This is a genomic window from Bacillus massiliglaciei, from assembly GCF_900098925.1.
Classification (GTDB): Bacteria; Bacillota; Bacilli; order Bacillales; family DSM-1321; genus Peribacillus; species Peribacillus massiliglaciei.
The window spans coordinates 689,800-701,916 of sequence record NZ_LT622358.1; the positions used below are offsets into that span (position 1 = coordinate 689,800).

Sequence of the window (12,117 nt, forward strand, 5' to 3'; positions counted from 1 at the left end):
CCTTTCATGAACGTGTTATTTGCTGCATCAGAGTGTGCACCATTCATTAAGACAGGAGGGCTGGGGGACGTGATAGGCGCCCTGCCCAAAGCCCTTCAGAAACAAGGAATTAACATAAGTGTCATTCTGCCGAAATTCGGTGACCTTCCGTTTCGCTATAAAGAGGAAATGGAGTACATAACTAGTATTGAAGTGCCCGTTGGCTGGCGCAGACAATTTTGCGGTATTGAAAAGCTGGTTGCTGATGGGATCACTTATTACTTTTTGGACAATGAATATTATTTTAAAAGGCATGGCAGTTATGGATTTTATGATGATGGCGAAAGGTTTGCTTTCTTCTCAAGAGGTGTATTAGAAGCACTGCCGATTCTGAAAGACAAACCAGATATTATCCATTGTCATGATTGGCAGACTGGTCCTGTCAGTGTCCTATTGAAAAGCCATTATCGCAGCCATCCATTTTATAAAGATATTAAAACGGTTTTCACCATTCATAATTTAAAATATCAAGGTGTGTTCTCGAAAAATGTGCTGTCTGAACTGCTTGATCTTAGTGACCTTTACTTCCATATGGATGGTTTAGAGTTTTATGGAAGTGTGAGCTATATGAAGGCAGGTTTAGCGTTCTCAGATAAACTGACAACCGTCAGTCCATCGTATGCAGAAGAAATACAGACACCCTATTACGGGGAAAATTTGGATGGTTTCTTAAAGAAAAGAAGCCACGAATTTTCCGGAATTGTCAATGGAGTAGATTATGATGAGTATAACCCTTCGATTGATTCGCATCTCTTTGAAACGTATGAAGATTATGAAGGGAAAATGGTAAATAAGCGAAAGCTGCAAGAGTCTTTAAACCTGCCGGTAAATGATGAAATACCAGTCATTTCAATGGTGACCCGGCTTGTCGACCAAAAGGGGATGGATTTGGTTCTTCGTGTTTTTCATGAAATCATGAGCCAAAAAGTTCAATTTGTTCTTCTGGGTACAGGAGATGAGAGATTTGAACAGGCATTAAGAGAATTAGCACAGCAATACCCTGAACAAGTATCAGTCAATATTTTCTTTGATGAAGGACTTGCCAGGAAGATTTATGCTGGTTCAGACCTTTTTCTAATGCCATCCCAGTTTGAACCTTGCGGAATCGGACAATTGATTGCGATGAGGTATGGAACCCTGCCGATAGTAAGAGAAACAGGCGGATTAAGAGATACAGTTATCCCATATAATCAATTTACTGGAGAAGGAAATGGGTTTAGTTTTGCCAATTACAACGCGCATGAAATGCTGTATATTATTGAACAGGCTGTAGCATTATACCGTTTCCAGCCTATGAAATGGAAAGAGCTTGTCAGCCATGCGATGGCCGAGGACTATAGTTGGGCCGCCTCTTCACAAAAGTATATTGAGTTATATGAAAGCTTGAAATGAATTCGTGGAAACGTCCGGACTGCAGGTTAATCCTCCTGCAGTCCTTTTTCATATTTCAGCTGTCTTAATAGAAGAACCAACTAACTATTCTCCCAACATAGAGTCATCAAAGACGCACGCACGTTTTCTGCTGTGTTCCTTTTGGGTATATAGTTTTATATACAGAAAAAATAGGTTGGAGATTATATTATGAAGAAACGGCACTTAGATATCTTTTTTTTGTTTATTGTTTTGGTTTCAGTTTACGGTGTATTTTTTACGGATTATAGTCTGCGGACGAAGTGGTTTTTTATTGGGCTTTATTCTTTAATTATGTTGGTTACAATTTTTTCTTTAATCCTTGAAAATCGTTCTTCAGATAATACCTTAATCTGGATTTATGTTCTTCTTTTTCTTCCGGTTATCGGGTATGTGTTCTATCTTTATTCAGGGCAGCTCTACTTAAAAGGACATCTATTTATGTCCAAAAGAAAAAAAGACAGAAAGATCTGGATGGACCTTGTCAATGAAGCAACTGAACCAGAATTAACTTGTCTGAATGATCATCAAAAGAGTTTTGCCAAATTTGCTGATAATGCTGCTTTGCCAACAATCAGTACATCAACTAAAACGAAAATACTCAAAAATGGAAGTGAAACATTTACTGATATTATTAGCCATTTGAAGCAGGCAAAGAAATTTATCCATATTGAATTCTATATATTTCGAAATGACAGGATTGGAAGAACAATCATTGATATATTGATTGAAAAGGCTTCAGAAGGAGTTGAAGTCCTTTTTATATATGATGCAGCGGGAAGTTTTGGATTTAGCCGGTCAGATATAAATAGAATGCGGAAAGCAGGAGTAAAAGTCCATCCATTCTCCCCTTTGAAATTTGGGTTTTTTAACCAGAAATTCAATTTCCGGAACCATCGGAAAATTATTATTATTGATGGGGAAGTAGGATATGTCGGTGGATTAAATGTCGGCGACGAATACTTGGGGAAAAATAAATCGATTGGTTTTTGGCGCGACACCCATATGCGATTAGAAGGGGAAGGGGTTTATTTATTGCATACCGTTTTTCTATTAGATTGGGAATATGTCAGCGGGGAAAATATGCTTGATCACCGCCCAAGGAAAAGAAAGTATGACAATGAGAGGGATGGAGCTGTTCAGATAGTGGCAAGCGGGCCAGATACACAGCAGGGAATCATGAGTGATTTTTATTATGAGCTTATTTCCTGTGCTTCAAAGTCGATATGGATTGCGACTCCTTATTTTGTCCCCAATGAACCGATAAAATCAGCATTAAAGCATGCGGCTTTGAAAGGACTCGACGTTAAAATCATGCTTCCAGAAGTAAATGACGGTTTTTTTACTCATTATGCCAGTAAGTCTTATTTTACTGAGCTGCTCAGGGCAGGCGTACAAATCTACTCTTATAAAAAAGGATTTCTTCATCAGAAAGTCATTATTATAGATGAAGATACGGCTTCACTTGGTACAGCAAATATGGATTTACGCAGTTTTCATCTAAATTTTGAAGTAAATGTGTTCATGATGGGCTGCAAGTCTATTTCTGATTTAGTCCGGCATTATAGAGAAGATATGAAGGTAAGTGAAAAAGTGATATGGGAAAGCTACCAAAAGAGGGCTTTTCCGGTGCGTATAAAAGAATCCCTTGCACGGCTTTTTTCCGGTGTTTTATAAATACGGCATTCTAATAGGAATCTATCTAGTTTTATATTATAGTTGTATGGTGAATGTTATCATATGATGTGAAAGAGAAGGAGTTATTATGAAATTAGTTTCTTGGAATGTAAATGGATTAAGAGCGTGTGTAAAGAAGGGATTTATCGATTATTTTCAAGAAGTGAATGCCGATATTTTTTGCCTTCAGGAAACGAAATTACAAGAAGGGCAAATCGCTCTTGAGTTAGACGGTTATCATCAATATTGGAACTATGCTGAAAAAAAAGGATACTCCGGGACAGCCGTTTTTACAAAAAGGAAACCGTTGTCTGTGAAGTATGGAGTCGGAGAACAAGAAGATGAATATGAAGGACGGATCATTACATTAGAATTTGAGGAATTCTATCTAGTAAATGTCTATACGCCAAATGCAAAAAGAGATTTATCAAGATTAGAATATCGGCTGAAGTGGGAAGACGAAATCCGGCTTCACTTAATACAGCTGGATCAGAAAAAACCAGTGATCTATTGCGGAGATTTAAATGTGGCCCATCAGGAGATTGATTTAAAAAATGCTAAAACGAATCATGGCAATTCAGGGTTTACTCAGGAAGAGAGAGGGAAAATGACCAGCTTGCTTGATTCTGGTTTCATTGATTCCTTTCGCTACCTGTATCCTGACAGAGAAGGCATGTATTCTTGGTGGTCTTATATGAGCAAGGTAAGAGAGAGGAATATTGGCTGGAGAATTGACTATTTTATTGTATCTTCAAGGCTTGCAGAACAGATTGAAAATGCAGATATTCATTGCAATAGATTAGGGAGCGACCATTGTCCAGTTTTTTTAGAAGTATCCCTTTAATAAAAAGTTTAGAGCCGGTTTAAGAGGGCATAATGACATGTATGAAGAAGGAGGAGACAGCAATATGAAATCTTTTATTGTCAGTTTTCATCAAGAAGACCATGTAGACAGTATGCAGGTACAGAAGCTGGATTATACAGAATTTGAAAAGGCTGTTTCTGGAGGCATCCGCCAATTGTTTGACTTAGATACTAATATTGGCTATTTTGCTTTCTTGGATGCAGAGGATGAGGATGGTGATCTTTCTTATATGGTTGTGCAATATGAGGAAACCAACGAAGACCCAAGCGGTTACTATTCTTTTGCCAAAGATGACTTTTATGAATTCATGGCCCTCTATCTGCAGGGAATTAACGAGGAGGAAGATTCAGAAGAATACGGGCCAATCCATCATTTGGCGCATCTGCTGCATCATATTTTGGAAGAAGGCGGAACAGAAACAACATAAAGGCTATTGTTGACGGCAAGTATGCCTGGAACGGAAACAATCATAAAAAAACAACTTTCTGTGAGAAAGTTGTTTTTTTGTCTCAGCCTCTTTCTATTCAGGCCTTATGTTTATGTTTTGGTTTATTTTTTAGGCGATCCAGTAAAAATCCGCCTTTGAAGAAGCGAGGTTCATAAGAAATAATAAAGGCTTTTGGTTCAAATTTTTCAACGGTAGCAATTAACTCTTGTTCTCTGTTTCTTTTTGTCAGAATTTCGATTCGATAGCGGTTGCTGTCTCTTCCTTCACCGACATAAAGGGTTACGCCAAAACCATTATTCCTTAATGTATCCACAAGTTCATTGTTTTTTGTCTGAGTATTGACAGTGACGTTAATATAACCAATGGCTAATTTCTGTTCTATTTTAGTTCCGAAGATAATACCAATTCCGAAGCCTACAGCATAGACTATCATGGCTGCTAAGCTTTGGTCGCCCCCAAATACCAATGAGAGACCGAATACATAAATTAACATTTCAACGATACCGAGAATGGAAGCAAGAACGGTGATATTTTTAACTAAAAAAATCGTTCGCAGCGTATAAATTGGTACATATACAAGCTGTAATAATAAGATGAGCAGTATTTCTTTCAAGTCAGCACCCCGCTATTTCTAGAAGCTACCTCCATAATATAATCCAGTGGAAACAGAACTTCAATAGATAATTTTATGGATATCTATGTTTTTCATAGTGTAACCTCTGATACTTTTGGAATGCAAAAAAATAAAGCCAGAACTGACTGGCTTTACGAAGGGTTAATCATGGTTAGAAAAAGAATCATTATTTAAGGTGTTTTTCAGGAAGGATTCAAATTGCTGAGATTGATCATACGTAAAGGTTGGACGAAGCAGCTGGCGGGCAATACCTGTACTGAGGACAGTTATGAATTTCATATCCGGAATAGAGTACCCGGCAGGCACAGAAGCATAAAAAATATTCCAGATCAAAGGGTCATACCATACCTGGGGTGTATCTACCTGAAAGGAAAACATTGAATCATACATATTTTTGCCTAGGCTCAATGAATTCCACTCGGAGTTTAACGGAACTGTACCATCCGGAAGAATTTCTTCATCTTCGGATTCAGATATATCGGATTTTAGCTTGCTGTATTCTTTTTCTAGTGTTTCCTGCTTCATCTTTAATTTCTGATTCTCCATATTCAGCTGTTCAATTAAGACTTTCAATTTTTCCGTTTCTTCGTCGCTCTTTACGCTCCCTTTTTTTCTGGACTTTCCTCTCTGAATTTCGTCATGGTTAGATTCTTTGGCAGGTGTATTCTGACTTTTGAGAAAAGCAATGGCATTTTCCAAGGTATCTTTTTGTTTTGGCTGTGAGGATCTTCTAGAAGTCTTATTGTCACTGATTAAATAATCAAATGTTGATTTCATCGTTCTGCCAGCATTAGAAACCGGCTTATTAAGTTTTTTTGCGGGATTCAATTTATTGGACCCGAGTAAACGATTCAGCTGTTTATTCAATTCCCGTTGCTTTCTGTTCAATGATAATTCCTCCTGACGGCCTTTTTATAGATATCGAGTAAACTGCCCATCATTTTTTGTAAAGACCATTTCTCTGCGGCCAACCGGATGCTGTTTTTTTTCAATTGGTTCCTAAGGCCTTCATTTTCAAGCATTAATTTAAGGCTCTGATAAAGAGGCTGACTTTCCCCCGCTGGAACTATTAAACCATTCTTCCCGTGATCCACCATTTCAGGAATGCCTCCTGCATTCGTAGAAATTATCGGTTTAGAAGAGAGCTGTGCTTCCATGATGGAAAACGGCAGATTATCTTGGAGGCTCGGCAAAACAAATATATCAGATTGATTTAAAAGAGTCGGAACATCTTCACGGTTTCCTAAAAACGTTATATCACTCGAGAGATTCGCTTGACTCACCTGCTGTTCCAATGTCTGGCGCAGCGGCCCATCGCCAATGATCCAGCAATGCCAGTCGCTTCGTTCTTGTTTCAGCTTAGCCAAGGCATCAATCAAATATTTATGGCCTTTAACAGGAACAAGACGGGCGGGACATATGATCACCTTTTTTCCCGCAGGGCGTTCTAAATTAGGGTATTTGTCTATCTTTTGTCTGAAGCTCTCTATGTCTAAACCATAAGGAATTACGGTCAGATGATTGGAGGGAATCTTAAATTCATTCGTCAATAGGTTTTTAAGCCAATGACTTGGCAAGATAGTAGCGTCACTCGAGGTTGCTCCGTAATATTCCTCTGCTGATACATAATCCCATTTAAGTCCTTCTTTCTCTTTAATATCTCCTGCAACAATTAATTCTGTAGCCAGACAGCCATGGATGGTGGCAATTAAAGGTGTTTCCTTGGGTTTAACACGCCAGAGGGCTCTTGTGGATATAATGTCATGAGTATGGATCAAATCATATTTTGCCAGTCCAAACACAGAAGCGGCTGCCTCAAAACTGTACCTTTCAATATCTCTCCAATAAATCCACGGATCAACTTGTGAAAGATTCTTATTATAATAGGCGAGCACCTTTTCATATATAGGGTCTTTTACCTTTGATTTATCTAGAAAACGTCCGTTATTTGGCATGTAATATTTCTTCATATCCGGGTGGTGGGCAAGAATGTCCACTTCATGTCCGAGCCGTTCCAGCTCTTTCTTCAGGCTGAATACATGGAGTGACACTCCTCCCACATGCGGAAGATACCAATAAGTTGCCAAGAGTATTCTCATTCAATTCTTCCTCTCTTATCAAAAGTCCATATATCCTATGTCCCTGGCCGGTGTTTGTTGAGGGTCATTTATCACGGTTTCCGTAAGGCATAAGAAGAGTGAGGGGCAGGGATAAATGCCTTTTTCCTTACTACAAGGCGTTTATACGGGGGCAAATACCACTCAGGGACATAGCATGCTTATATATTTGTACAAGGAGGAACAGTTGTGGACGAGAATGCCTTTTATAAAATAGCCGTGATCGGATTAGGGTATGTCGGTCTTCCTCTATCCAACATGTTTTTGGAAAAAGGCCACACAGTATACGGAATAGATTTAGACAGCACCAAAGTACAAAGCCTCTTAAACGGCAAAAGCTACTTATCCGATTTCTCAGAAGAAGACATAAAAAAGATGTTCGAGAAAGGAAATTTTCATCCGGGCAATTCATTTGACCGAGTCAGTGAAGCAGATGCAGTAATCATATGTGTTCCTACACCGCTTGATGAGAATGCTGATCCAGACTTAAAGTATGTAAAGTCGGCCATTAAATATTGTTTGCCTTTCTTGCAAAAAGGCCAGCTTATCGTTCTGGAAAGCTCCACTTATCCAGGAACGACTGAAGAAGAAATAGTGCCGATGATTGAAGATGCAGGATTTGCGGTTGGTCAGGATATTTTCACCGCTTATTCGCCGGAAAGAATCAACCCAGGAGATGAGCTTGCTATCAGAACGATTCCTAAAGTAGTGGGGGGAGTCACAGAAAGCTGTACGAAAATGGCGAAAAGCATATATGAATCTATTTTCGACAGAGTAGTAGTTGTTTCTTCTCCGAAAGTTGCAGAACTTACAAAGATTTTAGAAAACTACCAGCGTTTTATCAATATTTCCATCATGAATGAACTTTTGATGCTATGTGATGAAATGGATATTGATCTCTGGGAAGTTATTGATGCAGCAGCTACCAAGCCTTATGGCTTCACTTCTTACTACCCTGGGCCTGGAATTGGCGGACATTGTATTCCAGTTGATCCTTTATACCTTTTATGGAAAGCCGGTAAATATGGGATTGATTTAGAATTCATCAGCCATGCCCATAAAATCAATCATCAAATGCCAGCCTTTATACTTCATAAACTTCAAAAAAATCTTCAAAAACCTCTTAATGAAATGAATGTCCTGGCCATTGGCGCGACATACAAAAAAGATGTAAATGATCTCAGGGAGTCGACAGCTATCATGGTGATGCAAGAACTTCAAAAGGCTGGCACTTCACTCGACTTTCATGATCCATTTATCAGTACCATTATGCTTGGAAAGGACAGTCTGAGCAGTGTGGACCTCATGAAAATCAATTTAAAAGAATATGATTGCGTCCTTTTGCTCACAGATCATACAAATCTTGTAGACGTCAAGTCGAATTTTACACTTTTTGCTCATTTCCTTTTTACACTTCGGCTGAAAATATGCTTTTCCGATTTCTCATACGATGACTTTCCTCATCTTCTCTACCGTGAATGACTTCCACACGATGAAGTAATCTATCCAAAATTGCCGTCATAATGCCTTGATCCCCAATTAAATTGCCCCATTCATCCGGACTTTTATTTGAGGTCAGAATAATCGAACTTCGTTCGTATAAATGGTTAATTAAATGGAAGAATAGGTTCGCCTCTCTCTGATCCATCGCCATATACATCAAATCATCGATAATTACTAGGTCAGAACTTCTGATCCGTTTAAGTTGTACCTTTGATTTGTTCAGATATTCTTCCGTTTTTAAGAGTTGAATAAGTTCACCCATCGTGACGAAGTAAACATGGAATCCTCTGTGAACGGCTTCGAGCCCCAATCCAACTGCGATATACGTTTTACCAATACCGGGTGGGCCTAATAGTATTAAGTTGTACTGCTGCTCTAGCCAACTTAACTCTCTAAGTTGGGTTAACTGACGGGCAGTCAGAACGTTTTGGTCTTTTAGTTCAAATTCATCTAATGACTTCACGAAAGGGAAACGTGCCCATTTCATTCTTTTTTCTAGACTTTTCGCTTCACGTTTTGCTAATTCATACCGCGTAATAGACTCCAAAAACTCCAAGTATGTCCATGAAGCTTTTTCGGCTTCGCGAAGAAGCTGTGGTAGCTCCTCCGCGGTTTCTGCTAATCGTAACTGACGAAATTGATCCTGCAGTTCATTCACTGTTTTATGCATTATGCTCGCCCCCCTAAAATGCTAGTATACGTATTTAGGGATCGAGTAGAAGCCTTGATACTAGAATGTTTTGCTGGCTTGGCAGAAAGGGATTCTATCTCCTGTACTGGCTGTTGATTTGATGTATACAGGTGATGTGCAATGTCACGAAAATCGTTGGCACTAACCAATTTTTCTGTCATACACTTGGTCATAACCGAGTCAATAAACGCTGGATATTTTTGAACCACCTGCTGAATGATTGCGAACTGATCCCGTCGATATCTTGGGTATTCTTTACTGATCTTATCAAAATATGCAGCTGCCTGTTTCTGATCTTCAAAAGAGGAAATCAAAAGTTGTTTAAACTCTTCAATTCCTTTTGATCGATCACGTGTATGATTGCGATTTTGAATTAGCTTTCCTTTCTCTACACTGATGTCATGCTCGGCGATGATTTCACCTTCTGCTTGTTTTCGAATCACGAGCGTCTGTTGTTCTCTACCTTTAACTTCAATCAAAACAAGATTTTCAGAATTTGTTTGATAAGTCCCAAGTGGAACGGAATAACGGTTTGACTTATAACGGATTGTGTTGTCCTTACTTACACTTCTTGTTATACTTTGATTATTGGTACTTTCATATGAAAGTAATGAAGAGACTGGCTGTAAGTGTTGCTTTTCGAGGAGAAACACTTCTGCTGGTCTTTTTTTCGTTGTTTGATGAACCTGATGGTTCCCAGTTCGCTGGAGCCATTGTAATGCCCGATGATTCCAATCCCCTATGTCGCTAAACACTCGACTGTCTGCGAAATTACCTTTTATGTACTTCACCACATTTTCAATCATGCCCTTAGATTCCGGGTCAGCTCTTCTGCATAGGTGAATTTTAAACTTACGTTCATTCACATAACTTTGAAACTCAGCTGTTAAAAGCAGCTGGCCTGCATTCTCGCTGACTGTGATTAGATGATCCTGATCATATACGATTTCTTCGGTGCGTCCTCCATAAAATTGAAAAGCATTTTCATGACACCGGATTGCGTCTCTAGTAGTGAAAGGACGTGTCTGCCACTCCATGTATTTGTACCTTGAATGAGCCATGACAAACGCAATGAAGTACAGCTTAATCTCTTTGTTGTCAGTAGTCTTCTGCTTTGTTTCACCCCAATCTACCTGAAGTTGTTTGCCCATCGGTTGTTCGGGAACAGCTTCGTATTGACGAACAATTACTTTCTTCTCAATCTGATAAATTTCCCTGACTTCTTTTACATAAGATCTCACCGTACTTCCCCCGACTATCAGATCGGGGTATCTTTCAAGGAGCCAATCATGAATTTGTGCACCGCTCAGGTGCGGGTATTCTTCTAACCAAGCAAGTATCCAGTCTTTATGGCTATCTAATTTCTTTTGCCTCCCATGTGGGCGTTCAGTGTAAGCTTTTGCTTCCTCCAATGTCATATCTAAATATTTATAGACAGTTGGCCTTGAAATCTTAAGCTCCTTGGCTATTTGTGCTACTTTAAATTTCCGTTTGTGTAATTCCTGAATCTTTACATACAACACTAATTTCTCCTCCAAAATCCTAACCTCCAGTAAAATAACATCACAAACTATTTTACTAAAGTTTTAGGGTGATAGAGCAAAAGTGTAAAATCTAATCAAGCGAAAACTGTCAACTTTATTCTAGCGTTTACAAATCTGCCATATGAATATATCGCCAAAGAGTCTTCTCTGGTCATTGATACAAGAAATGCGATGAAAGGCTTGAAGGGATTTAATAATATTGTACGTATTTAGGGGGAACAACATGAAAGTTCTAGTAACAGGCGGTGCAGGCTTTATCGGTTCACATCTGGCAGAGTCTTTATTGCAAAAAGGACATCAAGTCATTGTTCTCGATGATTTTTCAACCGGAAAGCATGGATTTCTTAACCAGCTGAAGAAGAATCCGGATTTCACTCTTTTATCCGGTTCTGTGAACGACAGGGAAATCGTTGATCAAGCAATGAAGGACTGTGATGCTATATACCATATGGCGGCCGTGCTTGGTGTCAAAAATACGGTGGATAATCCGTTGAAGGTTATAGAGAGCAATATTGACGGAACACGAAATATTCTGGAGGCAGCCTATCCTAAAGGGGTTAAAGTGATTTTCGCTTCCACATCTGAAGTATACGGAAAAAACCCCAATCTTCCTTTTAAAGAGGATGATGACAGGGTACTAGGAGCCACATCCACTAATAGGTGGTGCTACGCGACAGCGAAAGCCTTAGATGAGCATCTCTGTCTTGCATACGCAGAGAAGGGACTTCCCGTCACAATTGTGAGGTATTTCAATACCTATGGACCAAGACAAACCTCCTCAGAATATGGAGGAGTTGTCTCACGTTTTATAAAAGCGGCTTTAAATGGAGATCCCATCCAAGTTTATGGGGACGGAAGCCAGACAAGATGCTTCACCTTTGTCCGGGATGCTGTATCCGGTACGGTAAAAGCGTTGGATTCCAATGTGAACGGTCTGATATTTAATATTGGGACGGAGTATTCCATCACCATAGAAGAACTTGCAGCCATGATTAAACGACTTTCTAAATCTTCTTCTCCTATCATAAAAGTTCCATACAGTGAAGCATACGGACCGGGCTATGAAGATATGAAAGCAAGAAAACCGGATTTAACACGGTCAAAAAGCATACTTGGATACCATCCGACCACAAGTTTGGAGAATGGGCTGCTGGAAACAATTGAATGGTATCGGCAAATCTAATGAAAC

General features: G+C 39.3%; 11 protein-coding genes. 6 read left to right on the plus strand and 5 right to left on the minus strand.

The window, feature by feature from the left end:
* Window positions 1–6 precede the first annotated feature (6 nt).
* From glgA to BQ4305_RS11815, 4 genes are all read left to right on the plus strand, one after another.
* Window positions 7–1,431: a glycogen synthase GlgA gene (gene glgA, locus BQ4305_RS11800; protein ID WP_110927964.1), complete on the plus strand. Its 1,425-nt coding sequence runs from the start codon at window positions 7–9 to the stop codon at window positions 1,429–1,431.
* A gap of 189 nt (window positions 1,432–1,620) precedes the next feature.
* Window positions 1,621–3,126 carry a cardiolipin synthase gene (gene cls, locus BQ4305_RS11805; protein WP_110927965.1) on the plus strand — a complete coding sequence of 502 codons (1,506 nt, stop codon included), beginning with the start codon at window positions 1,621–1,623 and terminating at the stop codon, window positions 3,124–3,126.
* A gap of 88 nt (window positions 3,127–3,214) precedes the next feature.
* Window positions 3,215–3,970: an exodeoxyribonuclease III gene (locus BQ4305_RS11810; protein WP_110927966.1), complete on the plus strand. Its 756-nt coding sequence runs from the start codon at window positions 3,215–3,217 to the stop codon at window positions 3,968–3,970.
* A gap of 64 nt (window positions 3,971–4,034) precedes the next feature.
* A complete protein-coding gene (locus tag BQ4305_RS11815; protein ID WP_110928028.1) occupies window positions 4,035–4,418 on the plus strand; it encodes a cytosolic protein in 384 nt (127 codons plus the stop codon).
* 97 nt (window positions 4,419–4,515) lie between these two features.
* Here BQ4305_RS11815 and BQ4305_RS11820 read toward each other — a convergent pair whose 3' ends face one another.
* From BQ4305_RS11820 to BQ4305_RS11830, 3 genes are all read right to left on the minus strand, one after another.
* Window positions 4,516–5,052 carry a DUF2179 domain-containing protein gene (locus BQ4305_RS11820; protein WP_110927967.1) on the minus strand — a complete coding sequence of 179 codons (537 nt, stop codon included), beginning with the start codon at window positions 5,050–5,052 and terminating at the stop codon, window positions 4,516–4,518.
* 162 nt (window positions 5,053–5,214) lie between these two features.
* A complete protein-coding gene (locus BQ4305_RS11825; RefSeq protein ID WP_110927968.1) occupies window positions 5,215–5,961 on the minus strand; it encodes a hypothetical protein in 747 nt (248 codons plus the stop codon).
* A complete protein-coding gene (locus BQ4305_RS11830; protein ID WP_110927969.1) occupies window positions 5,958–7,172 on the minus strand; it encodes a glycosyltransferase family 4 protein in 1,215 nt (404 codons plus the stop codon). Before BQ4305_RS11830 ends, BQ4305_RS11825 begins: the two co-directional genes overlap by 4 nt.
* A 207-nt stretch (window positions 7,173–7,379) precedes the next feature.
* Here BQ4305_RS11830 and BQ4305_RS11835 point away from each other — a divergent pair, with 207 nt between their 5' ends.
* Window positions 7,380–8,672 carry a nucleotide sugar dehydrogenase gene (locus BQ4305_RS11835; protein ID WP_110927970.1) on the plus strand — a complete coding sequence of 431 codons (1,293 nt, stop codon included), beginning with the start codon at window positions 7,380–7,382 and terminating at the stop codon, window positions 8,670–8,672.
* Here the strand turns inward: BQ4305_RS11835 and istB are convergent.
* Together istB and istA are read right to left on the minus strand one after the other, a co-directional pair.
* Window positions 8,599–9,363, minus strand: coding sequence for an IS21-like element helper ATPase IstB (gene istB / locus BQ4305_RS11840; RefSeq protein WP_076259518.1), 765 nt, complete (start codon window positions 9,361–9,363; stop codon window positions 8,599–8,601). The genes BQ4305_RS11835 and istB overlap by 74 nt on opposite strands.
* Window positions 9,363–10,907 carry an IS21 family transposase gene (istA, locus tag BQ4305_RS11845; protein ID WP_110928029.1) on the minus strand — a complete coding sequence of 515 codons (1,545 nt, stop codon included), beginning with the start codon at window positions 10,905–10,907 and terminating at the stop codon, window positions 9,363–9,365. The genes istB and istA overlap by 1 nt, the downstream gene beginning before the upstream one ends.
* A 244-nt stretch (window positions 10,908–11,151) precedes the next feature.
* Between istA and BQ4305_RS11850 the strand changes: the two genes are divergently transcribed.
* Window positions 11,152–12,111, plus strand: a complete 960-nt coding sequence (locus tag BQ4305_RS11850) for an NAD-dependent epimerase/dehydratase family protein (RefSeq protein ID WP_110927971.1) — start codon at window positions 11,152–11,154, stop codon at window positions 12,109–12,111.
* Window positions 12,112–12,117 lie beyond the last annotated feature (6 nt).

Bases quoted from the DNA above. Each gene is read 5' to 3' on its own strand.
- glgA (WP_110927964.1), top strand. From the start codon at position 7: ATGAACGTGTTATTTGCTGCATCAGAGTGTGCACCATTCATTAAGACA.
- cls (WP_110927965.1), top strand. From the start codon at position 1,621: ATGAAGAAACGGCACTTAGATATCTTTTTTTTGTTTATTGTTTTGGTT.
- BQ4305_RS11810 (WP_110927966.1), top strand. From the start codon at position 3,215: ATGAAATTAGTTTCTTGGAATGTAAATGGATTAAGAGCGTGTGTAAAG.
- BQ4305_RS11815 (WP_110928028.1), top strand. From the start codon at position 4,035: ATGAAATCTTTTATTGTCAGTTTTCATCAAGAAGACCATGTAGACAGT.
- BQ4305_RS11830 (WP_110927969.1), bottom strand. From the start codon at position 7,172: ATGAGAATACTCTTGGCAACTTATTGGTATCTTCCGCATGTGGGAGGA.
- istB (WP_076259518.1), bottom strand. From the start codon at position 9,363: ATGCATAAAACAGTGAATGAACTGCAGGATCAATTTCGTCAGTTACGA.
- BQ4305_RS11850 (WP_110927971.1), top strand. From the start codon at position 11,152: ATGAAAGTTCTAGTAACAGGCGGTGCAGGCTTTATCGGTTCACATCTG.